This window comes from Sphingobacterium sp. 1.A.5, assembly GCF_002734235.1.
Lineage (GTDB): Bacteria > Bacteroidota > Bacteroidia > Sphingobacteriales > Sphingobacteriaceae > Sphingobacterium > Sphingobacterium daejeonense.
In genome coordinates, this window is sequence record NZ_PEBA01000056.1 from 191,651 (window position 1) to 216,414 (window position 24,764).

A 24,764-nucleotide genomic window follows, 5' to 3' on the forward strand; every position below is an offset into this window, starting at 1 on the left:
ACGGAGTCGATCGATTTATCTTGTTGTTGCTGGCTGCGGTTGCAGCCAAAGCAACATACAAGAAGAGTTAAAAAAACTATTGGTAAACTTTGGGTATTCTTCATTATAATTCTTGACCTGTTAGGTACTGTAATTCTTCAAATGTGTTGAGGTAATTTTCTTGAAGCTCAAAATATGCTTGTTGAGCTTCTCGATAAGCTTGCGAGAAGTCGATGAATTCTATTAAAGTCACTTGCTTCTCTTGAAGATGCTTGATATAATTTTCAAGGACTTGGCCGTGGATGTCGTTATTTTTGAAATCCCATTGCTTTAAATTGGATTCGTATAATGACAATCGCCTCAATAATTTATCGATCTCATTTTCGAGCTCGCGTTGTTTTGCTTTTAAACTTGCTTGGCTTTGCTCAACTTGGATTTTTGCAGCTTGAATATTTCCTTTGTTTCTATTGAACATGGGTAAATCAATGTTTACTCCAACTCCAAAAAAATTGTCCATTACATTCCCACCACGTTCATAGTTCATTAGAAAATTCAAGTTTGGTGTTCTCTGAGCTTTTTCTAATGAAAATTGCTTTTCAGAAAGATTGATATCATTCCCTAAAAATTGTATAGTTATGTTTTGAGCCATAGCAGTTTCTTTTAGGTTGATTGGAATAGTTTTCGGAAAGTGTAATTCTACATCACCAAAATCTATATTTTCAAGATCCAACTTAGGGTTCTGTGTAAGGATTCTAAGATGTTGTAGCTTGTCGTTTTTTTCTGTTTGCAAGTCCATCAATTCCTTTTGGATTCCGATAAGTTCTGTATGAATCCTTATATAACTGACTTGAGATACATGCTGTTTTTCAGATTGAGCCTTATACTGGCTATTGAGCTGTGTGAACAATTCATAGATTGAATTCAACTGAAATTCTTCAAGTTGAATTCTGCCAAGGCTATGGAAGTTGGTCCTCAATTCCAATTTCAATTGCCTCAGCAGTTCTTCGAACTCCAATCTTGCTGCATTTCTTTCTAAAGTTTTAATGGCTACTCTCTTTTTTCTCTTCCCTGCTGTTTCAATTAACTGTTCCAGATCCATGTTAACCTGTTGCTTACTGCCATAATTCCCAATAATATTGGGCATAGTTTCAAAAGATGGGTTTGACCATAAATTGATATTATCAACTGTAAAGCTTGGGTTAGCCCATAATTTCTCTTGTACTATAAGTGCATCAGCTTTATTGACATTGAATTTATTGGCAATTAATTGCAGGTTATTTTCTAGGAATTGAGATTCCAAATCCTGCAATGAATAGGTTTGTGCTTTTGCTGCCAGTTGGAAGCAAAACAGTATCAAAAGTATATGTAATTTCTTTTCCATTTAATCCTTGTGCAAAGATTAAACTTCAAGATTAAGGTGAATTTTAAATTAGATTAGAATTTGATTAGAAATTCAATTTCACTTCAGTACCAGTTGGTTGGCTTTGAATTTCCAACTCGATTTTATGGAGGTTTAGAATGATATTGGCCATCGATAAACCAATTCCTTTACCAGAATATTTATCTGTATTCTTACCGCGGTAGAAGTTCTGTTTAACTTTTTTTAGATCATCCCCAGTTATACCTATCCCCTTATCCTTTACTATTACTTGAAGTTTCCCGGCGATTTCATGGATGATAATTTTAACAGGTTTATTATTTGAGTATTTGATAGCGTTCTCTACAATGTTATTTATTGCCAGTGCCAATAATTTATCATTGCCCTGCCATTCCAATAATTTGGTATCTTCAACTTTCAACTCCACCTCAACATTAGCCTCATAATATAGAAAAGCATTTTCTATCACTTGCCAAATGATTTCATCAATTCTTAATCTGGAGAACTCAAAACTAGTTTTGGCTCCAGACAACAGCATCATATGTTCTAATGTTTCCTCAAGATCATTGGTATACTGTTTTAATTGGTTCACTACCTCTTCATACTCTTCTTTACTACGACCCTTATAATTTGTCACTTCTAATGTACCCAACAAAGCTGTAATAGGTGTCCTCAATTCATGAGAAACATAGTCAATGAAATTCTTCTGTACATTGAAGGTCTGTGAAATACGATCTACGAATAAGTTATAGGTATTAACCAAATCCTGGATTTCAGAATAAGAACGGTCTAATTCAATGGGCTTATCGAAATTCTTGCTATCACGGTCTTTGATTTGATTAATGACATCAATGATAGGTTTATAGGCTATATAACCCAAATACCTTGAAAAGAAATAGATAATCAACAAACCAACTAAAAAAGAAACCACAAGAATCTGCAACAAAGATTGCATCTGGCTATTGAAATTATTTTTGGATTCTCTGGTTACAATTACAAAATCGCCTTCATTATCGCTGTAATAAATTCCGTTATAAAAGAAATATTTGGTGTTAAATGAAGCTTTTCTATCTGATCTGGCTTCATTGATAAAGTTATGAGAAATATCGCTTATACTGGCCATATCCCCCGCAGTCTTACGATTCAGGCTATCAAAAACAACGATATCCCTTCTTGAAATAGTTTTCTGTAGCTGACGTTGGATATTTTCATGTTCAGGGCTTGTCAATTCATCACGCTCCAAATAATAGATTGCAGCCAACAGAGATTTGCTTTCTAAAGCATGGTGATGAGACTTCTCCATCTGTACATAATATGAGAAATAAATTGCAATAGAAATCAGTAGCGTAATAACACTAAATATAAGTACAGAATATAACGCTAGCCTATGCTTTAATTTCATGAGTCATACTTAAACATATAACCAACACCTTTGGTGGTATTGATAAATTTCTGATCAGTGGTTTCAATCTTATTTCTCAAATAAGAAATATATACATCTACAACATTACTGTGGTTATTGAAAGTAATCCCCCACACTGCATTCAAGATTTGCATACGACTAACTGTTCTGTTCTTGTTTTCTACCAAGTACATTAACAGCTTGTATTCCCTTGGGGATAGATCAATGAGTTCATTGCTCAAGAATACTTGATATTGATCAGTATCGATTACCAAATCAGAAAAGGTTAAAATGGCATTCTTGGGTTTATTTTGCAAATGATAGGTCCTTCGTCTGCTCAAAGCATTGATTCTGGATAATAATTCTTCGAAGTGAAAGGGCTTGGTCAAATAATCATCGGCTCCATTATCTAGGGAAGAAACTTTGTCTTGAACAGAGTTTAATGCACTCAACATTAATACAGGAGCGAATACTTGTTTGTATCGAAGGGTTTGTAGAAGTTGTATACCATCTATACCTGGCAACATAATATCGATAATGATAATGTCCCACTGAATTTTTAGATTTTCTTCAATCAAAGCCTGCTCTGCATTCTTGCATAACGTGACTAAAAAACCATTTTCTTCCAATCCTTTGATAAGAAAGGAACTTATTCTGTGGTCATCTTCTACAACTAATATTTGCATAATCATCAAAATACCACAAATTTAACTATTTATCAAGATGTTTACCTTAGTCAATCATAATTCTAATCGAACTCTAATCTTTAAACCAATAAAAAAAGACCCACCTATTGGTGAGTCTTCTATTGATTTAAATATCTGTCTTACTTTGCGTAAGATACTGATCTTGTTTCCCTGATAACAGTTACTTTAATTTGACCAGGGTAAGTCATTTCAGTTTGAATACGATTTGATATATCTGCTGCTAAGATCTCTGCTTGTGCATCAGAAACTTTTTCGCTTTCTACAACTACACGTAATTCACGTCCTGCTTGAATAGCGAAGGTTTTCTCTACACCTGGGTAAGATAATGCTAGATCTTCAAGTTCTTTCAATCTCTTGATATAGCTTTCTACAACTTCACGACGCGCGCCTGGGCGAGCACCTGAAATAGCGTCACAAGCTTGTACAATTGGAGAAATCATGGACGTCATTTCGATCTCGTCATGGTGCGCACCGATAGCATTACAAACGTCAGGATGTTCTTTGTATTTCTCTGCCAATTGCATACCTAAAATCGCGTGTGGAAGCTCTGGATTATCATCGGGAACTTTACCAATATCATGCAGAAGCCCAGCACGTTTAGCATGTTTAACATTTAAGCCTAATTCTGCAGCCATTGTAGCAGCGAAATTCGCAACTTCACGAGAGTGCTGTAATAGGTTCTGTCCATAAGAAGAACGATATCTCATTCTTCCGACCATTCTGATCAATTCAGGGTGCAATCCATGAATACCTAAGTCAATGACAGTACGTTCACCGATTTCAACGATCTCATCTTCGATTTGAGTACGAGTTTTAGCAACTACTTCCTCAATACGAGCAGGGTGAATACGTCCATCCGTAACCAATCTATGTAGTGACAAACGAGCGATCTCACGTCTTACAGGATCAAATCCTGAAAGGATGATAGCCTCTGGAGTGTCATCCACAATAATCTCAACACCTGTCGCAGCTTCTAGAGCGCGGATATTACGTCCCTCACGACCGATGATACGACCTTTAATTTCATCATTTTCAATATTGAAAATAGATACTGTATTTTCGATTGCAGATTCTGTAGCAGTACGTTGGATCGTTTGGATAACGACTTTCTTCGCTTCTTTTGAAGCTGTTAATTTTGCTTCATCAACGATATCTTTGATTTGCATGATAGCCTGAGAGCGAGCTTCTTCACGTAATGAACTAACCAATTGCTCTTTAGCTTCATCAGCAGATAGTCCTGCAATGCTTTCCAATTGCTTGATATGTTGACCTTTTAATTGCTCAACTTCTTCTTTCTTCTTGTCATTCAATTCGATCATTTGATCCAATTTCTTGGTTTTATTATCTAAATCCTGTTTTTCACGGTTTAGATTTTCCAATTTTTGATTCAATGACTGTTCTTTTTGACGGATAGTATTCTCTTTCTGAGAGATTGTATTGTTTTTTTGGTTTACTTCCTTTTCATGTTCAGCTTTCAGCTGCAAGAATTTCTCTTTAGCTTCTAACTGCCGTTGTTTTTTAATGTGTTCAGCTTGTTGTTCTGCATCCTTCACAATCTGAGCAGCCTTATCATTCGCTGACTGTTCTTGTTTTTTGAACAGCATCTGCAAGAGATATCGCCCAATAAAAACACCGACAACCAGTGAAATTATTATTGATATAGTAGTTGTATACTCCATTTGTTATTATTTATATGTATTTCTGTTATGTTAATGTAATAGCATTTATTCAAAAAAAAACCGCAATTAAATTAATCAGGTACCATGTATTATTAAACTTCGATTACACATGATTTGAGCGTATGATCATGACCTAGATGGCTTTCGCAAAATGGCCTACATCTTTGTGTTGCTCGTGATATTGAAGCGTTAAGTTTAAAATAGTGACAACCCGAATTTAATTGCGGCAAATTCGTCGTTACAAGCTCTAAATTCTAAGAACGTAAACGTATTATTTCTTGAAGAAATCTGTCAAAATATTATCAAGCTCGTGAATGGAACTTTCTAAACCAGTATCTTGGTTTTTGCTGTTCCTTTCAGCCTTTATCATCCCCGTTGCATATTGCAATACACACATCGACAATAAGTCCTGTTTATCACGAACCGCATAATTATCCTGCAGTTCTTTTATTTTTTCGTTTATAAGCTTCGCAGCATATCTAATTACCTCTTCCTCCTCCGTTTCTACACGTAATGGATATACTCGATCAGCGATATTTATTTTTATGGAAATTTCTCCCATTTTCTTTGAGCTTTATAACGTTATAAGTCTGTTTCCAACTTCCCTGTTCCCTACTTCAATAGACTTATACATTTGTCTATTTCTCGCACAAAATCGTTAATTTTTCGTTTTGTGTCAAGTACTTTTTCATTTATGGCATCTTTGTCAATCTCCGAATTGTCTAAAGTCTTCGCTACTGCCAAAGCTTTAACCTTGTCTTCCAGCTGTTTAACCTTTTCTGAACTCGTCTCAAAGGCAACTTGCAAAGATTGAACTTCTAACTTTAATAGATCATTCTCTTCTTGCAAGGCTTCACACAATTGAATAAGATTTTTCGTTTTCTCAACGATAATATTCATTTGGGAAGATAATGACGCCATAGTATTTCGCAATTAATTTATATTGATTTAGCGCACTGTAGCGCCAACTTCTTTCTCAAAGTTAATAATTAATTTTTGAATTATGGTATCAATTTGTTTGTCCGTTAGCGTTTTTTCTTCATCCTGAAGGATAAAACTCAACGCGTATGACTTCTTGCCTGAAGGCAATTTATCGCCTTTATAAACATCGAAAATCTGAACTTCCTTCAATAACTTCCGCTCTGTCTTATTGGCAATTAAACGCAATTGCTCGAAACTAACAGACTCATCCAACAATAAGGCTAAATCACGTCGAACTGAAGGGAATTTAGACACCTCTTTGTAGGTGATTTTATTTTTCTTGATAACCTTAACTAATAAATCAAAATCAAATTGTGCAAAGAAAACAGGACCATCAACATCCGTCTTCTTCAGATTTTTCTTCGAAACAGCACCCAAAGAAACTAAGACCTTCTCACCTTTTTTATAAGACAAGCCATAATCAAAATACGTTCCTTCGTATTCTTCAATACGAATGCCCTCTACCTTTAATCTTTTGATGATTGCATCTACTGGAGCTTTAATATCAAAAAAGCTAACAACATTGTTGCTGTTGTTCCATTGTTCAGATTCTTTTCTACCAGCAATTGCTAATGAGAATAATTGTTTTTCAACATAGTTCTCCTCAACCAAATTATAAGATCTTCCGTATTCGAAAACTTTTAGATCAGCTGATCTACGTTTTTGATTATAGCCTATTGCAACCAATGCTGAGAACAATAGATTCTGACGCATAACGTCCAAGTCACTGCTTAGTGGATTCAATAGCTTCACTGCTGTTTCTGGATTTTCTAGATACTCATCCTTAGTCAATGAATTACTCAGGATTTCTCTATATCCATTTGAAATCAGCAAATCAGCAATCTGATTTAGAACAACCTCTCTATCTGGTTTTTCAGAAGTATTTAATGAAGCTTTAATTTGAGTCTTTAGCTCAATATTATTATACCCATAAATTCTTAAAACCTCTTCTACGACATCAATCTCACGAGTTACATCCACTTTGTATGGAGGTACCAATACATCGAAACCTTCATTTGTTTCATTTTTAATCTCGATGCCTAAGCTGATAATGATTTCCTTAATAGTTGCTGCAGGAATATCCTTTCCAATAACGCGTTGAATATTAGCATAAGTTATTGGGAACTCAAACGGAGCAATAGGATTAGGATATAAATCCACAATTTCTGAAGACACTTCACCACCTGCGACTTCTGCAATCAATATAGCAGCTTTTTTCAACGCTTCTACCGTAATATCTGGGTTAGTACCGCGCTCAAAACGAAACGATGAGTCAGTTTTTAAGGTATGTCTTTTCGAGGTCTTACGTACAGAAACAGGATTGAAATACGCAGATTCTAAGAATATAGAAGTAGTTCCTTCTGTTACTCCAGAATGTTCACCTCCAAATACACCAGCGATACACATAGGCTTTTCAGCATCTGCAATTACAAGATCTTCTGAGGATAATTTGCGCTCAACTCCATCTAATGTAGTGAATAGCTCCCCTTCTTTTGCTTTTCTTACAATAACTTGATTTCCAGAAATCTTATCCTGATCAAATGCATGTAAGGGTTGACCTAAATCATGTAATATATAATTGGTAACATCTACGATATTATTGATAGATCTTACTCCGATTGCAGCTAACTTATTCCTTAACCACTCCGGCGATTCTGCAACCTTAATATTTTTAATGTTGATACCTGAATATCTAGGAGCATCTTCAATAGAATCCACTCTTACAGATGTATCTTTATTTGTTGAGGCTTTGAAATCAGACAAGTCTAACGGTTTAATCTCGGTTCTGAAATAAGCCGCCAAATCTCTAGCTACACCTAAGTGCGATGCAGCATCAGCACGATTAGGAGTCAATCCAATTTCATAGCAATAATCATCTTCCATATTGAAATATGATTTCACTAGACTCCCAACTTCGGCATCTGCTGATAATTCAACGATACCTGCATGTGAAGTACCCAAACCTATTTCATCTTCACCACAAAGCATACCTTCAGAAGCTTCACCACGAATTTTTGATTTTGTGATTTTAAAAGGTTCTCCAGTGGTTGGGTGACATGTTGTACCTACTTGTGCAACAATAACCTTTAAACCTACTCTTACATTTGGAGCACCACAAACAATGTTCAGAAGTTCAGGTTGACCTACATTAACGGTAGTAATTTTTAATTTGTCAGCATTTGGATGTTGCTCACAGGTGATCACTTCACCAACTACTAACCCTGCTAATCCACCAGGAATACTTTGTTCAACTTCGAGGGATTCAACCTCTAAGCCTATGTCTGTCAGAATTAAGGAAAGCTCCTCAGGGGTTTTATCTATATCAATAAAATTCTTTAACCAATTATAAGAAATTCTCATCGCTACAATTTTTCAAGACACAAAGATAGAACTTTGTGACCTATTTGCACAGGTTTTTTGGACTATTATCAGGATTTGACCGATTTTATAAATAAGCTTCTAATAAGAATGTATATAATATCAAAAATTGTAAATCCAAGTTATTTTAATTTGATTTTATCTAATTCGAGATAATTAGCTAACTATCAAGGCCACATAATCTTTCAAGGTACTGATAATTAATACCAAAATAAGATTTCAAGCTTTTGATTTTTTCTAAGATTAATGATTGTTTTTTTGGATCTATTGATTTTTTCAGACCTACGATCATCACATTTTTTGGAGTATGTTGATCAGAAATAAACTGCATTACTTTTGTTTCATAACCGTAGAATTCTAAGATGAGGGCTCGGATGCTATCCGTCAACATTTCTGCATGACGCTCCATAAAGATTCCATATTTGGTCATAAATTCCAGGTCATTCTTTGCTTTTACTTCTTCAAGCTGTCTACGGACTTGTTTATGGCAACAAGGCGCTACTACAATGAGCGAAGATTCATCTTTTATCCCTTTAAAAATGGCATCATCGGTGGCAGTATCACAAGCATGAAGAGCAATTAAAACATCAACAGGCTCTTTAGATTGATAGTCTTCAATAGTTCCTTCAACAAATCCTAGGTGATTAAAATCGGATTTCACAGCCACTTCATTACAAAAGTCAACCAGATCTTTCCTAAACTCCACTCCCTCTACTTCGACATTTCGGTTCAAATTATTCTTTAAATAATCATACAGTGCAAAAGTCAAATAACCTTTACCTGCTCCCATATCAACAACCTTAAGATTTTTATTTTCAGGCAGATGAGAAAGTGAAGAACTCAGCAACTCAATGTAATGGTTTATTTGTTTCCATTTGTCTTGAGCATTTTTATAAACCTTTCCCTCCTGATCTGTGAGGTTCAATTCATGTAAATAGGATTTAGTTGAATCACTCAGTTTTCTATCCTTTTGTTTATCATGAGTATAAGATTGAGGCTCCCTACCAACTACTTTTTCTTTTTGCACTCTCCATTCAGCTTTTTTATTCATCTGATAAATCACGTTTTCAGAGGTCGTTTGAAGATTTACCAATCTAAAACCCTTGAAACCAACATAGCTGCTGATTTCATCGATTGCTTGATCTATGCTAAAGTTTTTGGTTATATCATTTGTTTGATATCTGAAAACAAAAGAAAGGAGCAATTCTTGTTTTATCAGTACAGGTTTGATGTAAATGTTTTTCAAGTTTGCTTCAGTTCCCTTATAATTACCCAAAGACACTTTTACCAATTTTTGCTCTTGAATGAGTGCCTTCAAGTTCTTTATTAAATCTTCAAATACCATTTTATTTTGATTTGTCTACAAAGATACAGAAATGTACATTTGTATATGCTAAAACCTAAGATCAAAGCAGTATTTTTCGACATAGATGGAACATTATTAAGCTTTAAAACACACGAAGTTCCAAAATCCACAGTTGAAGCTATCAAAATATTACAGACTCATGGTATAAAAACCATTCTATCTACTGGAAGGTCCATTAATAGTATTGATCATGTGAAATTCCTGGATTTTGACGGGTATATTACTTTTAATGGTGGTTACTGCGTGACCAATACATTTGAGATATTGTTCAAACAGGCAATCGATAAACAGGATATTGAATCGGTATTGAAATATGCTCAAGAGCAGCCATTGAGCTTCTCATTTATGTCTGAAAAAGAAATTACCATTCATGATGTTACTCCAGAGATCGCAGGAATGTATGCTCATCTAAATTTACCCGTTCCAAAATTAGTGAACATGGATACTGTGGACACCTCAAGTATTCTACAAACCAATATATTTTTAGGGCCAGATGATGAACAGCAATTTATGGACACTGTTATGCCTAATTCTCTAGCTTCTAGATGGACTCCACTTTTTGCTGATGTAAACCCTAAAGGTTTGAGTAAAAAGGTAGGCATTGATATTTTCTGCAAACATTTTGGAATTGAGCTTGAAAACACCATGGCATTTGGAGATGGTGGGAATGATATCAGCATGCTGAAACATGTTCATATTGGCGTTGCTATGGGAAATGCAAACCCTGAGGTTAAAGAAATCGCAGATTATACAACTGATGATGTAGATAATAATGGAATTTGGAATGCCTTAAAACATTACGGAGCGATTTAGGAAAAATTAACCTGTCTTAATTTAAAATTAACTCTAAAATAATTTAAATATACCTCTATATAGGTATATAATTTTTTAATTAAGATGTATACATTTGGTTCAACAAACCAAAATGTTAACTAAAATGAATAATAACTCTAAATCGCCAATTACTAATTGGCTCATTCTGATTATGTTGGGATTATTTCCAAACCTTTTATTGGCCCAACAGAACACGGTTAAATTTAACCTGCTGCCATTAGTCTCTAAGACATTTGCATTTGAATATGAGAGAGAGATCAAACCTAAGATGACTGTCAATGCAAGTATTGCTTTTAGAGGAAAGTCTTCGGTTCCATTTAAGGACAGACTGGAAAATTTAATTGATGATGATAAAATCCTTCAGGATGCTACTCTAAGTCATTTTACTTTTACTCCTGAGTTTCGCTTTTATACGAGCAGAGGCAGTGAAGGTGCCAGAGGATTTTATATCGGTCCATTTATCAAATATGGTAAATATAACATTCAGTCTAATTATGAGTTTGAGGTTGAAGGAGAAGCACCAGAAAATATCCCGCTAGATTTGGACATCAAAACCTGGAGTGCTGGATTTGTTATCGGAAGTCAATTTAAGCTTGCCAAATCTGTGTTTATGGACTTACGTATTTTGGGTCCGCACTATGGTCGATCGAACCTAAATTTAGTAGGAAAGAAAACATTGACTCCTGAGGAACAAGAAACATTAAGAGAGGAATTGGACGGTATAGGTGGGGATGTAATCGACGTTGAAACGGAGGTGAACGGCGAAGGAGCATCGGCTAAAGCTAAAGGCCCTTGGGCTGGTATCCGAGTTGGACTTTCAATTGGGTATAGGTTTTAGAGAGATTTGAGATGTGAGATGTGAGATGTGAGATAGTAAGGGTTTTATCTATCTTCTTTTAAATCTTCTATTTTATTATCTTCTCTGTTTTCATTGCTGTTGTTTAAAAAGTATTTCAAATTAGAATTAAGTCAAAAAAAGAGCCTGTATAATTGAACTATACAGGCTCTTATGTCTTATGTCTATTGTCTACTGTCTATTTTATCCTTCCACTTCGACAACATCTTCTTTTGCCATCAAGTAGCGTTCTGCTTCTAGGGCTGACATACATCCAGTTCCTGCTGCTGTGATCGCTTGGCGAAATACGTGATCTTGAACATCTCCACATGCAAAAACTCCGGGGATATTAGTTGCTGTACTATCTGGTTTAGTAATTAAATAACCAGTTTCGTCCATATCAAGAATTCCTTGGAAAAGTTCAGTATTTGGCTTATGACCAATTGCCACGAAAAATCCAGTTACATCAATATCCTGAATATGCTTAGTTTGGTTATTGATAACTTTAACGCCATTGACAACTTGTCCATCACCTAAGATTTCAATAGCCTCAGTATTGTAAAGCACTTCAATATTTGCTGTATTGTTTACACGGTGAACCATTGCTTTCGAAGCTCTAAATTCATCTCTACGCACAAGCATATACACTTTTCTACAAAGTTTAGCTAAGTAGGTAGCCTCTTCAGCTGCAGTATCTCCTGCACCTACAATGGCAACATCTTGACCTTTAAAGAAAAAACCGTCACATACAGCACATGCAGAAACACCAAAACCATTATATTTTTCTTCTGAATCAAGTCCTAACCATTTAGCTGTAGCACCTGTAGCGATGATTACAGTTTCCGCTTCAATAGTTTTCACATTGTCGATCTCTACTTTATGAATACCACCATCGGTTGAAAAATCAACTTTTGTAGCATAACCAAAACGAACATCTGTTCCGAATCTTTCAGCTTGAGCACGAAGATCTTCCATCATTACAGGACCAGTTATCCCTTGCGGATAACCCGGAAAGTTGTCAACTTCAGTAGTTTGTGTCAATTGACCACCAGGGACCATACCGGTATAAACAACAGGTTTTAAATCAGCTCTCGCTGCATAAATTGCTGCAGTATATCCTGCGGGACCTGATCCTATAATCAAACAGGATACGCGTTCAATTTCTTGTTCTTTAGTAATCATAATATTAAAATGGTTCTTTATTTTTTAAATTTATCCTGTAATCCCTTTAACATATCATCTGTTATGGGTTTACTTGGCTCAGATTTCTTTACTGGTCTATTGACCTCCTTTACAGGATTAGACGATTGTACCGGGTTGTTTGTCCTTGCTTCTTTCTTTTTATTTTTATGCTCGTTCCAAATTCCCTCCAATACTTTCTTGGTATACAATGGAAAATCTCCATTCTGCATCCATGAATAGTAACTAGGTTCAACTTCAAATACATCTACAACTTTCTTGCCTTTATGTTTTCCAAAGTTAATCGTAGGATCGCCATCAGCATCGAAAACCAAACGACCAGCAAAATCCACTGGTTTACTAAGATTAGTGAAAGCATGTAATGCTTCGACATCGTTTACTACTGGTTTTGATACCACACCATGCTTATCCTCATATTCTACATTTTCGTACTTTGCTAACTGGGCTTTAAGAACTTCATAAGTAGCTTTTACATCGGCTTCAGCAGTATGGGCGTTATCCAAGTTTTCATTGCAATAAAACTTATATGCAGCTTTTAGAGTCCTTTGTTCCATTTGATGGAATATGTTTTGCACATCAACAAATGAACGGCCATCAAGGCTGAAGTCTACACCAGCTCTCAGGAATTCTTCCATCAACATGGGTACATCAAATTTATTGGAATTATATCCAGCCAAATCAGCATCGGCAATGAAGTCTGCAATCTCCTGAGCACGTTCACGGAAAGTCGGAAGATCTTTGACATCCTCGTCATAAATACCATGGAACATCGATGATTCTGCAGGAATAGGCATTTCAGGATTCACTTTTAACGTCAGGGTCTCTTCCTTACCTCCCGGGCTAACCTTTAAGATTGAAACTTCTACTATTCTGTCATTTGAAACCATAACTCCCGTAGTTTCCAAATCAAAAAATGCCAAGGGGCGCTTTAACTTTAACTCCATTATCTAATAATTACTAGCAAATTGCAAATTGTACAAATTTACGAAAACTATCCTTGAGAATAACCTCTATTCTTGAACATTAAATCTCTTGGATGTAAATTTTTATACTGGTTTATATAAAAAAAGCTCCAGAAATATCTGGAGCCTAATTATTTCGATTGTCCTTGATTAACCAAGAACCTCTTTAAGTCTATTCACTTGATAATCCACCAATTTTTGTAATGGACCTGAAGCCATCATCTTCATCATCATATTCAAACCTGCTTCGATTATGAAAGTTGAATTCGTGCTATTTTCAGAAGTAGGTTCCAATTGCCATCTCAATGTTAATGGAAAAGGTGCTTCTTCAAAAGGTACACTTACCAATTCTTTATTTTCTAATCTTTCACTGATACGTAAAGACAATTTAGCCATGTTTTTAATGGTAAATCTAGTTTCATCAGCAGTTGATGTCCAATTAACAATATTGTCAGGCATCAGCTGTTCATGGTTGTTCATATCAGACAAGAAATTATAAACCTCTGATACGGGTTTATTAATTTCAACAGTATTTTGAATTACAGTCATAGTTTAAGATTCTGGGTTCCAATTTTCGGGATCAATTTTCCACTTCTCCAACAATTCGATATCTGATTCCAAGATATAACTATTAGAGGCAGCAACATGAATTAAAGCATCGTAATTACATAGACTATGGAATGTACATTTTGCTTCTTCGAAGTTTTTGCGAGCAATTTCCAATCCATAAGTAAAGATAGAAACTAAACCTACCACATTGCATCCGGCGTCACGTAAGGCTTTAACAGCTTGCAAACTGCTTTTACCTGTAGAAACTAGATCTTCGATTACAACGACGCGTTGTCCACTATTTACTTCGCCTTCAATAAGGTTTTGGCGACCGTGGTCTTTTGCACTGCTGCGAACATATGAAAACGGAAGACCTAAATCTTGAGCAACCAGAACACCTTGAGGTATACCTGCAGTTGCAACTCCGGAAATCATATCAACCGAACCAAACTCCTCTTGAATCAACTGAGATAGCTTCTGACGAATGTAAGTACGGATGGATGGATGCGACAATGCAACCCTATTATCACAATAAATTGGTGACTTCCATCCCGACGCCCATGTAAAAGGGTTTTTAGGTTGTAATTTTATTGCTTTAATTTGCAATAAGGATTCAGCAACTTTTTGTTCAACCTCATTTAAATAATTCATGGCACAAATTTATAAAATTTATATGAACCAATCTCTGTTAATTTTGGCAGATTACACCCCTCATATTAAAGAAAAAGCTCAAACAATTGGTTTACAAGACATTGATTTGGAAAAACTTTTTAACGATTCCGCACATACAACTGATAAAACCGTGTACCTATACATACATCCCAATATCAGAAAAGTTTTCAAAAAAATATTATCAACAACAAAGATTATAAAAGCAGCAGGTGGATTAGTAACAAATGGCAATGGTGAATACCTGTTTATTCATCGGTTAGGAAAGTGGGACCTCCCTAAAGGAAAAGTCGAAGAAGGCGAAAAAATGAAAGATGCTGCAGTGAGAGAAGTGGAAGAAGAATGTGGAATAGAGATAGATTACCTAGGAAAAAAAATAGCGACAACTTATCATACCTATTACATGAGAAACAGATTTGTTCTCAAACAAACAAAATGGTACCAAATGGGAGTCAATAAAATCCCAAAACTAACTCCGCAATTAGAAGAAGATATTGATCAGGCAGAATGGTTAAAAGCTTCAGAACTTAAAAAAGTAAAAGAAAATACCTATCCCCTAATTTCGGAAATCGTTGCAACGATAAAAAATTAAATAAAAAAGGAGCTATATTGAAATAGCTCCTTTTTTATTTGACATTTTAGTTTCGTTGTTATCCGAAAAACTTATTCGGGTCAAATCCATGCGTTGCCAATACATCAGCTGGCACACCATTCCATACCCCAGGAGTATTTCCTTTATAACCAATATCTTTTACGCCCATCTCACTGGTAAAAAATCCTGTTGATGTCAAATCACGCATCATCGAGAAAAATGCCACCCCATATGCCATTTCTGGCTTTGCTTTCTGAGGGTAAGCTATTTCATCAATCATCGCTATTTGTTGATCCTTTTTACATTTGATGAAGGCATTTCCATAAGTTTTCTGGCACTGCACATCCAGCCATTTCAAACCTCCCCTTAATGGAGTTTGATAGCTTGGAATATCTTTTGACATAAACTCTATAAATGCAGGAACACCAGCCTCAGAAGCACTTCCTGAAACGTCATCTTTGGGAATAATAATATCAGCCAAAACCGTAATGGTGGCCATTTCATGTTCCGTGAAAAATTTCTCAGCTTTTAATGCTTCCGTTCTTTTGTGTTCAAATTCCTGAACACCAGGCATCATATCTGAACTTCCTTCGGTCGCAACCTTGGCTGCTTGACCTTTTTCATCTTTACAGGCTGAGGCCAAAACTCCTGACCCTGCAGCAATTAACCCTAAAGCTTTTAATGAATCTCTTCTATTCATATCTGTTTATGCTAATTTCTTGTTCTGTTCTAAAATATACTCAGCAGTACGCATCGACAAGGCCAAAATAGTCCAAGTCAGGTTCTTATCTCCTTGTTGCACAAAAGGACCGGCATCTACCACATACACATTCTTACAATCATGCGCTTGCCCCCATTTGTTTAATACAGAAGTTTTGGGATCATCGCCCATGCGAGTGGTTCCACCTTCATGAATAATCTTTCCAGGAGCTTCCAATCCGTATAGGGTTTCTGGACCAGGAATTTTCGAAGTAATGATGGCTCCCATTTCATGCATAATCGATTGGAAGGTCTCCTGCATATGCTTAGCCTGTTGAATTTCCTCATCCGCCCATTTATAGTTGAATCGAAGAACTGGAATACCATATTTATCGACACGAGTAGGATCAATTTCACAGTAATTTTCTTTACGAGCTAAAGCAGTACCTCGTCCCGCCATACCAACATTGGCACCATAAAAACGACGGTAATCATCCTTCAATCCCGCACCATATCCACCTGCTTCTTTCTTCTCACCGTTTCTTCCCGCCACCATTCCATTTACATTCGGAACAAAATTCAAGAAACCATAGGATGGCATATGTAGACCACCACCATATTCAATATGGTAACCTCTAGGGAAATTTAATTTGCTATGGTCGCCCCACCATGGTGAATAAATATGGACACTTCCTGCCCCATCCTCATTGTATCTCTTTCTATCCAACAATTGCGGTAAGAATCCACCTAAACTAGCACCTGTAGAATCATGTAAATATTTTCCTACCAAGCCACTGCTATTACCGATACCTCCTGGATGTGCTTTTGATTTTGAGTTCAACAATAATCTCGCACTTTCGCAAGCACTTGCACCAAGGATTACCTTTTTTCCTTTCACTGAGTATTCCTGCAAATCTTTCGTATTTACATAAGAAACTCCGATTGCCAAACCTTCATCATTGGTCAAGACTTCACGAACCATCGCATTGTCTATAACTTTCAGATTACCAGTCTTCATAGCAGGCATAACTAAACAAGATGAAGACGAAAAATCACCGTAAACTTTACAAGATCTTCCACATTGACCACAGTAAAAACAAGTTCCTCTTCCTTTGATTTCAGGGGATGATTCTGTCAATACTGCACCCCGACCTGGAATAACAGGAACACCTGCTTTCCTTGCTCCTTTGGTAATATATAGCTCATTCAAACGAGGCTTTGGTGGTTTCATAAAGATACCATCAGGCTCATTGTGAATTCCTTCTACAGTACCATATATACCGATCATACGGTCTACACGGTCGTAAAATGGCTTCACTTCTTCGTAAGTAATCGGCCAAGCGTCGGTTACTCCATCAGTTGGCTTAAAATCATCTGGTCCCATCCTTAGGGATATACGGCCCCAGTGATTGGTCCTTCCACCTAGCATCCGAGCACGGAACCATTCAAATTCAGTTCCATCTACCTTGCTATATGGCTCTCCATCTAATTGCCATCCGCCGTAGGCAGCATCAAAATCCCCGAATGGACGGGTTACCCCGGCCCCTCTTCGTGGCGATTCCCAAGGCCAGCGTAGTTGCATGGCATCCTTTGCCGGATCAAAAAATGGACCCGCCTCAAGCATTAAAACTTTAAGACCAGCGTTAGCCAATATGTAACCTGCCATACCCCCGCCAGCGCCAGATCCCACAACAATGGCATCAAAAACTTCAGGGTTTTCTTTTATTTCAAAAACACTCATAAACTTTTGTGATGTGATTTAATACGGTTTAAATTCTCTTTATCTACTCTGCTTATTCTATTTAGCAGTCTTAAATATAGGAAAACAATCCTGAAATCAGTATTTATACCTATAATATTTTTGATACGTTTTAAAACCGCTATCGATATGGGTTAATATACCCGTCTGAAATATTCTAAAAGAAGAATAATAAAAAAAGGGAAATGAAGTCATTTCCCTTTTTTAATAAGATTGTATTGTTGTTATTTATACATTTCTTCTCTTTGAGCTTTTACAGCATCCGAGTTAATGTATTCATCGTAACTCATCAATTTATCAATGATTCCATTTGGAGTCAATTCAATTACGCGATTTGCCACTGTTTGTGTCAACTCATGATCTCGTGAGGTAAATAATACAGATCCTCTAAAGTCACTCATACCGTTGTTCAATGCAGTAATGGATTCCAAATCCAAGTGGTTGGTTGGTTCATCAAAAATCAAGAAGTTTGCTCCTTGCAACATCATCCTTGAAAACATACAGCGCATTTTCTCACCTCCGGATAAAACTGAGCTTTTTTTAAGAACCTCTTCCCCTGAGAACAACATTTTACCCAAGAATCCACGGATAAATTGCTCATCAGCATCAGGTTTTGTGGTATAATCCCTTAACCAATCAACCAAGTTCTCATTTTTACCTTCAAAAAATTCAGCATTGTCAATAGGCATATCTGCTGGTGTAATTGTAATACCCCATTTGAATTCACCTACATAATCTTTATCCCTACCCGTAAGAATATCGTAGAATGCAGAGGTTACCAAGTTATTTTCAGCAAGGATCGCAATTTTATCGCCTTTATTAACCATAAAACTGATATTCTTGAAATAAACTTCGCCATTGATGGTTTTGCCGAGGTTCTCTACGGTCAAGATTTGGTCTCCAGGCTCTCTGTCCATCATATTGAACATGATAGCTGGATATTTTCTGTTCGAAGGCTTAATGTCTTCGATATTGATCTTGTCTAATGCTTTCTTACGAGAAGTTGCTTGTTTAGATTTCGAAGCATTGGCTGAGAATCGACGGATAAACTCCTGCAATTCCTTAACCTTGTCTTCCATTTTCTTGTTTTGGTCGGCACGTTGTTTCAATGCCAATTGCGATGACTCGTACCAGAAACTATAGTTACCAGTGTAGATAGTCATTTTACCAAAGTCAATATCGACGATATGAGTACATACCGCATCCAAGAAGTGACGGTCGTGAGATACTACTAAAACAATTGCCTCATAACTAGCTAAGAAATCTTCCAACCAAGCGATGGTATTGATATCCAAGTCGTTGGTAGGCTCATCCAGAATTAAGATATCAGGATTTCCAAATAAAGCTTGTGCCAATAACACACGAACTTTTTCATTACCATCCAGTTCTTTAACTAATTTGTGGTGTAGTTCTTCTTTAATACCTAAGTTACTCAATAAGGTCGCTGCATTACTTTCAGCATTCCATCCGTCCATTTCTGCAAACAGACTTTCCAACTCACCAGCTCTTTCACCGTCGGCATCAGAGAAATCTTCCTTCATATAGATTTCATCTTTCTCCTTCATGACCTTATATAGTTCTTGGTTTCCCATCATTACCGTTTCGATAACAGGGAACTCATCGAATGCATAGTGGTTCTGGTTCAAAACAGACATACGCTCTCCTGGCGTAAAGGCTACTGAACCTGACGTTGGATCTACTTCTCCAGAAATGATTTTTAAAAATGTTGATTTTCCGGCACCGTTCGCTCCAATAATACCATAACAGTTTCCAGGAGTGAACTTTAAGTTGACATCTTCGAAAAGGACACGTTTGCCATAGCGAAGAGATAAATTCGAAACGTTAATCATGTCGCAAAGATACAGTTATTTATTCAGTTTTTGAAGGCTACTAATATGCCAATATGGAAAGTTATTTATTTTCTAAAACCCAATCTAAATCTCCAATAATCTCAATTTCATGTTGTTGAATTACTATTTCGTAACACAGGGTTAAAAATTCTCAAAATTATCATGTCAATCAATTAAACCTTTCCTAATTTTAACTGTCGTACAATTAAATTAACGAAATCAATTATTTTTACATGAAAACAAAAATCTCAATTGCACTAGCTTCTATTTTATTATTGACTACGTCGTGCGCAACTGTTTTTACAAGATCTAAACAAAGTGTCCTCATCAAATCAAATCCCAGTGGAGCTTTGATCGAAATCAATGGTGTTGAACAAGGGACTACTCCAGCTAACATTGAATTAAAAAAAGGATTTTCTGGACAAATCATCACCTTAACAAAAGAAGGTTTTAAAAGTCATACATTCACACCTGCCACAACATTCAATCCTGTATCGGTCGTCAACTTATTATTCTTGCCTGGATTTATTATCGATGCTGCAACTGGAGCAATGATGAAATACGACCCAATTTTCTATGAAATAAATCTCAAACCCGAAGACCAACAATTATAATATAATATATTAGCCATTACGGGTCTCTGTAATGGCTTTATTTTTTTTCAACCTAACTTATAATTTCTCGATTTCAGAAGACAAAGCCTTTAGATCCTGTTTCATTAAATTAATATTGGATTCTAACTGATCATACATATCAGCTCTATTCTCTAACTGCTCACTGGTATATTTTCCTCCTTCACCAAAGTAGATATCCGACATTTCCTCTTCAGACGATTTTTTAACCTGGCCAAAGCTTCTCCATTTTTCGATTATCTGTTCTCTCAAAGAAGTTTTAATACCATTCTCAGGGTTCGAATAATTTAAATAATACCAAACTGCGGCAGGAAAATTTTTGGAGGTAGGTGCACCAAACCAAACATCCTTCAATGCATTTCGTTTATGATAAAACTCAGTGGTTTCATCATTCAATAACATCATCACACCAAAAGTAGCTTCTGCAACACCGGTGGAAATACCAACAATATGGCTTGCGCGTTCTTCTTTAATAACACCTTCCGTTAATATCGCACCCAATGCACCGACAACGATAGCTCCAATGGTCAATTTCGATTCCTTTTCTCTTATTTTTCCCACAAGGTAATTCGCTACCTGACTGGTCCTCTCCTCTTCACAATCCATTTCCGATGATATGGCTGAAATCTCTAAAGAAGAACTGTTGATCTTTTGGTCAATCGCCTGCTTGAGCTCCAGCAATTCCAACCGATAAGCTAAATCATCCATTGGTTTTGGGTTTTGCCTCAGTTCTACAAATCGTGTAACAGAACCTAATATCCCGATGGCATTGGCCATATTAAGATTATTAAAACTCAACTTTTGAGCAACTATTGGTGAGATATCACGCTCATGCAATGGAATAGGAAGACTATCTTGAGTGTATTCATACACATTCTGTTGGTTGCAATTGCTATGGTGCAATAAATCTCGAATTTCAATATTCTTGACAGAGCTGCAGGAAGTCACAAAAATAAATAGCAATGAAGTGAATAATAGATTGGCCCTTTTCATATTGTGTGAATTATATAACAAATTAGGTGCTTGCAATCGGTAATTCCAAGGATTTTTAAAATTTTTAAATTTAATAAAGCATCCAATTCCATTTACATCTCTTCTATTGCTTCAAAGTAATCATCAATTTATTTTGTGAATTTTTCTAAAAAAAATCTTTTCTTTACAAAATATTTAATGGCTAATAACTATTTAAACCAAATTAATGGATAATATCATTTCCTCGATCTCCAATCTAGTGTGGAGCGAAGTCTTCATTTATTTGTGCTTATGCACAGGACTCTACTTTTCTTTTCGTACAGGATTTCTTCAAATTGCATATTTAAAAGACATGTTGCGTTTGCTTTTTGCAAAGAAAAAGTCAGACGAAGGTATTTCCTCTTTTCAGGCATTTGCTTTGGCAATTTCTGGTCGTGTTGGCACTGGAAATATCATCGGTGTAGCAACAGCTATATTTTACGGTGGACCAGGGGCAATTTTCTGGATGTGGATTATTGCTTTTTTAGGATCAGCATCAGCATTTGTTGAAGCAACATTAGGACAATTGTACAAGCAGAAAGAAGGTAATGAATTTAGAGGTGGACCAGCATTCTACATAGAAAAGGGACTAGGAGTAAAATGGTATGCAGCCATCTTTGCGATTTTAACAATCATCAGTGCTGGATTACTATTACCAGGAGTACAAAGTAACGCAATTGCTTCTTCAGCTTTCAATGCATACGCTATACCGACTAATTATACAGGGATTGGAATTGTTGTTTTACTAATCTTAATAATTTTTGGCGGAGTTAAACGACTTGGTACAGTTGCAGAATTCGTTGTTCCATTTATGGCTGGAGGTTATATAATTATGACTTTGGTAATAATTGCCATGAATTACCATCAAATTCCTGAGGTATTTAGTTTAATCTTTAGCAGTGCATTTAGTTTAGATGCTACTTTTGGAGGTATTATCGGTATGGCCATAGCTTGGGGAGTGAAACGTGGGATTTATTCCAATGAGGCGGGACAAGGTACAGCACCACATGCCGCGGCAGCTGCGGAAGTATCACATCCAGCACAGCAAGGTCTTGTACAAGCCTTCTCAGTATATGTAGATACCTTATTTGTATGTACTGCAACAGCTCTAATGATATTATTTACAGGGATGTACAATGTAACAGAAGTCAATGAAGCAGGGCAACCGACTACATTATTAGTTGAAAACTTACCTGGAGTAGATTATAATGGATTTACCCAAGCTGCAGTATCACATCACTTCCCTGGTTTTGGAAATGGATTTGTTGCTATCGCACTATTCTTCTTCGCCTTTACAACCATAATGGCTTACTTCTATTATGCAGATACCAATATTGCATACTTGGTTAAAAATGAAAAAACAAGAAAAATAATCGGTTGGATCTTTAAGATTGTATTCCTTTCGACAGTTTATTTTGGAACAGTGAGAACTGCCGATACCGCATGGGCAATTGGTGATATTGGTGTTGGTCTGATGGCATGGACCAATATAATTGCTATCCTTTTGCTTAGTAAAACAGCCATGAAAGTATGGAAAGATTACAAAACCAAAAGAAAACAAGGTATGGAAGTTCTAGATTTTGATCCAAAAGCAATAGGTATTAAAAACGCAGATTACTGGGAAAACAAACCAGAATAAAAAAAGCGAGGTTTGATTTTAAAAATCAAACCTCGCTTTTTTTAATGAATCCCGAAGCAGGTAGTAGCAAATACTAAAACGAATGCCACTAGTAACAACAGAATTAAAGTTGTCAATGGGGTTCTTTTCATTTCGATTGTTTTATGTTTATCTTGGTGATAGTTACTAAAGTTACATAATATTTCTAATTACCAAAACATTAAGACATTGAAAATCAGTTTTTAAAAGGCTTTAGCACGATTAATAATCTCATTCAAAAACTCAAATCTCCCTGATTCTGTTGATTTTGTGAATAATATGCTACTTTTGAAAAATTTTTAATTTAATCTAATCTTATGAATAAAGGCAGTTTTTGGGCCTTATTACCATTAATCCTCTTTGTAGTTATTTACTTCGCAGGATCATATATTTTAGGAGATTTTTATGCACTCCCTGTCTTAGTTGTATTTGTAATAGCTCTATTTGTTGCTTTCTTCCAGTTTCCTAAAAAGAATTTCAACGAGAAATTAGCAAGTTTTGCAAAAGGCTCTGGGGATGAGAACATCCTGATCATGATCTTGATTTTCTTATTGGCAGGTGCGTTTGGGGAGTTGTCAAAAAATATCGGTGCAATATCCTCCACCATCAATTTTGCACTCACCTACATTCCTCCACAATTTGTCATAGCAGGACTGTTCTTGGTTTCTTGTTTTATTTCTACCTCATTGGGTACGTCAGTAGGAACTATCGTAGCCCTCGCTCCTATTGCTGTGGGACTCGAAGAGAACATAGCCGGGATTATGCCTATTGCATTGGCATCCGTCATTGGTGGATCAATGTTTGGTGATAATTTATCCTTCATCTCTGACACTACTATCGCAGCTACCAGAACCCAGAATGTTGCAATGAAAGAAAAATTCAGAGTCAACTTTAAATTAGTACTTCCTGTTGCCATTATCGTAATGATAATCTATGGACTCCAAGGATTTAACATGCTGAATAATGCACATGATATGCAAATTGGCGATTACGAATTGATTAAAATATTACCTTATATCATCGTCTTTATATTGGCTTTATCAGGTTTGAGCGTAATTTGGACTTTAGGTGTAGGAATTCTGAGTGCTGCAATTATCGGAATATCCACCGGATCCATTGATTTTCTTTCTATCCTAAAATCGATTAATGATGGTTTTGCTGGAATGTTTGAGTTGAGTATTCTCTGTTTGATTATCGGTGGCGTTGTCGGAATTATTAGAATGAACGGTGGAATAGATTATTTACTTCATGTGGTAACCAAAAAAATCAATTCGAAGAAAAGAGCTGAATTGAGCATTGCATTTTTGGTAAGTTTAGTGAATTTAGCGATTGCAAATAATACCATTACCATTGTCATTGTAGGTCCTATTGCAAAAGATATTTCAGATGAGAATGGGCTAAATGGTGGTCGGGTTGCCAGTATTTTGGACACGATTTCTTGTTTCATCCAGGGATTAGTACCTTATGGTGCACAAATTTTAGCTGCATTGGCAGCAGCGAACGTGGTGCTTTCTGAAGAAGGTAAGACTCTCCTTTCGCCGATCGATATTATGCAATATCTATATTATCCAGTGTTGATGGGATTGGTAGCCTTTTTATTTATCATTTTCAGAAAGGACAAAAAAGAAGCTCAATTAACATAAA

Annotated in this window: 22 protein-coding genes; 6 read left to right on the forward strand and 16 right to left on the reverse strand. The window is 36.1% G+C overall.

The features are described from left to right. Positions 1-103 precede the first annotated feature (103 nt). The 8 genes from CRT24_RS16595 to CRT24_RS16630 form a co-directional block, all read right to left on the reverse strand. Positions 104-1,360, reverse strand: coding sequence for a TolC family protein (locus CRT24_RS16595; protein ID WP_099372296.1), 1,257 nt, complete (start codon positions 1,358-1,360; stop codon positions 104-106). Between the two features lie 64 nt (positions 1,361-1,424). After that, positions 1,425-2,759 (reverse strand): HAMP domain-containing sensor histidine kinase, encoded by a 1,335-nt coding sequence (locus CRT24_RS16600; protein ID WP_099372297.1) that lies wholly within the window; start codon positions 2,757-2,759, stop codon positions 1,425-1,427. Then, entirely contained in the window at positions 2,756-3,445 is a 690-nt protein-coding gene (locus tag CRT24_RS16605; protein WP_099372298.1) for a response regulator transcription factor, read from the reverse strand. Before CRT24_RS16605 ends, CRT24_RS16600 begins: the two co-directional genes overlap by 4 nt. 140 nt (positions 3,446-3,585) lie before the next feature. Next, a complete protein-coding gene (rny, locus tag CRT24_RS16610; protein WP_099372299.1) occupies positions 3,586-5,145 on the reverse strand; it encodes a ribonuclease Y in 1,560 nt (519 codons plus the stop codon). Positions 5,146-5,416: 271 nt separating this feature from the next. Continuing rightward, positions 5,417-5,707 carry a cell division protein ZapA gene (locus tag CRT24_RS16615; RefSeq protein WP_099372300.1) on the reverse strand — a complete coding sequence of 97 codons (291 nt, stop codon included), beginning with the start codon at positions 5,705-5,707 and terminating at the stop codon, positions 5,417-5,419. Positions 5,708-5,757: 50 nt separating this feature from the next. Further along, positions 5,758-6,066, reverse strand: a complete 309-nt coding sequence (locus CRT24_RS16620; protein WP_099372301.1) for a hypothetical protein — start codon at positions 6,064-6,066, stop codon at positions 5,758-5,760. A 27-nt stretch (positions 6,067-6,093) separates the two neighbouring features. Then, complete coding sequence (gene pheT, locus CRT24_RS16625; RefSeq protein WP_099372302.1) at positions 6,094-8,487, reverse strand: phenylalanine--tRNA ligase subunit beta; 2,394 nt, start codon at positions 8,485-8,487, stop codon at positions 6,094-6,096. Between the two features lie 178 nt (positions 8,488-8,665). Next, positions 8,666-9,850 carry an SAM-dependent methyltransferase gene (locus CRT24_RS16630; RefSeq protein ID WP_099372303.1) on the reverse strand — a complete coding sequence of 395 codons (1,185 nt, stop codon included), beginning with the start codon at positions 9,848-9,850 and terminating at the stop codon, positions 8,666-8,668. Between the two features lie 45 nt (positions 9,851-9,895). Between CRT24_RS16630 and CRT24_RS16635 the strand changes: the two genes are divergently transcribed. Beyond that, complete coding sequence (locus CRT24_RS16635) at positions 9,896-10,684, forward strand: Cof-type HAD-IIB family hydrolase (RefSeq protein ID WP_099372304.1); 789 nt, start codon at positions 9,896-9,898, stop codon at positions 10,682-10,684. A gap of 124 nt (positions 10,685-10,808) precedes the next feature. Beyond that, entirely contained in the window at positions 10,809-11,543 is a 735-nt protein-coding gene (locus tag CRT24_RS16640; RefSeq protein WP_180269162.1) for a DUF3575 domain-containing protein, read from the forward strand. A 201-nt stretch (positions 11,544-11,744) separates the two neighbouring features. Here the strand turns inward: CRT24_RS16640 and trxB are convergent, their stop codons facing one another. The 4 genes from trxB to pyrE form a co-directional block, all read right to left on the reverse strand. Beyond that, complete coding sequence (gene trxB, locus CRT24_RS16645) at positions 11,745-12,722, reverse strand: thioredoxin-disulfide reductase (protein ID WP_099372306.1); 978 nt, start codon at positions 12,720-12,722, stop codon at positions 11,745-11,747. A 17-nt stretch (positions 12,723-12,739) separates the two neighbouring features. After that, positions 12,740-13,684, reverse strand: a complete 945-nt coding sequence (locus CRT24_RS16650) for a 3'-5' exonuclease (RefSeq protein ID WP_099372307.1) — start codon at positions 13,682-13,684, stop codon at positions 12,740-12,742. A gap of 168 nt (positions 13,685-13,852) precedes the next feature. Beyond that, positions 13,853-14,251: an SRPBCC family protein gene (locus CRT24_RS16655; RefSeq protein WP_099372308.1), complete on the reverse strand. Its 399-nt coding sequence runs from the start codon at positions 14,249-14,251 to the stop codon at positions 13,853-13,855. Between the two features lie 3 nt (positions 14,252-14,254). Then, on the reverse strand, positions 14,255-14,902 hold the full coding sequence (pyrE, locus tag CRT24_RS16660) for an orotate phosphoribosyltransferase (protein ID WP_099372309.1): 648 nt from the start codon (positions 14,900-14,902) through the stop codon (positions 14,255-14,257). Here pyrE and CRT24_RS16665 point away from each other — a divergent pair. Then, complete coding sequence (locus CRT24_RS16665; RefSeq protein ID WP_099372310.1) at positions 14,901-15,512, forward strand: NUDIX hydrolase; 612 nt, start codon at positions 14,901-14,903, stop codon at positions 15,510-15,512. The two genes, pyrE and CRT24_RS16665, sit on opposite strands and share 2 nt — an antisense overlap. Positions 15,513-15,570: 58 nt before the next feature. Here CRT24_RS16665 and CRT24_RS16670 read toward each other — a convergent pair whose 3' ends face one another. The 3 genes from CRT24_RS16670 to CRT24_RS16680 all read right to left on the reverse strand — a co-directional run bounded on the left by CRT24_RS16670 (position 15,571) and on the right by CRT24_RS16680 (position 19,820). Further along, complete coding sequence (locus CRT24_RS16670; protein WP_099372311.1) at positions 15,571-16,212, reverse strand: gluconate 2-dehydrogenase subunit 3 family protein; 642 nt, start codon at positions 16,210-16,212, stop codon at positions 15,571-15,573. Between the two features lie 6 nt (positions 16,213-16,218). Continuing rightward, entirely contained in the window at positions 16,219-17,952 is a 1,734-nt protein-coding gene (locus CRT24_RS16675) for a GMC family oxidoreductase (RefSeq protein ID WP_099372312.1), read from the reverse strand. A 242-nt stretch (positions 17,953-18,194) separates the two neighbouring features. After that, complete coding sequence (locus CRT24_RS16680) at positions 18,195-19,820, reverse strand: ABC-F family ATP-binding cassette domain-containing protein (protein ID WP_099372313.1); 1,626 nt, start codon at positions 19,818-19,820, stop codon at positions 18,195-18,197. Positions 19,821-20,053: 233 nt separating this feature from the next. Here CRT24_RS16680 and CRT24_RS16685 point away from each other — a divergent pair, with 233 nt between their 5' ends. Further along, positions 20,054-20,434 (forward strand): PEGA domain-containing protein, encoded by a 381-nt coding sequence (locus tag CRT24_RS16685; protein ID WP_099372314.1) that lies wholly within the window; start codon positions 20,054-20,056, stop codon positions 20,432-20,434. Between the two features lie 57 nt (positions 20,435-20,491). On the opposite strand, the gene CRT24_RS16690 is transcribed toward CRT24_RS16685, so the two are convergent. Beyond that, complete coding sequence (locus CRT24_RS16690) at positions 20,492-21,445, reverse strand: hypothetical protein (RefSeq protein WP_099372315.1); 954 nt, start codon at positions 21,443-21,445, stop codon at positions 20,492-20,494. Between the two features lie 205 nt (positions 21,446-21,650). On the opposite strand from CRT24_RS16690, the gene CRT24_RS16695 reads away from it, so the two are divergent. Further along, positions 21,651-23,102, forward strand: a complete 1,452-nt coding sequence (locus CRT24_RS16695) for a sodium:alanine symporter family protein (protein ID WP_099372316.1) — start codon at positions 21,651-21,653, stop codon at positions 23,100-23,102. A gap of 335 nt (positions 23,103-23,437) precedes the next feature. Beyond that, positions 23,438-24,763, forward strand: a complete 1,326-nt coding sequence (locus tag CRT24_RS16700; protein WP_099372317.1) for a Na+/H+ antiporter NhaC family protein — start codon at positions 23,438-23,440, stop codon at positions 24,761-24,763. Position 24,764: the final 1 nt, after the last annotated feature.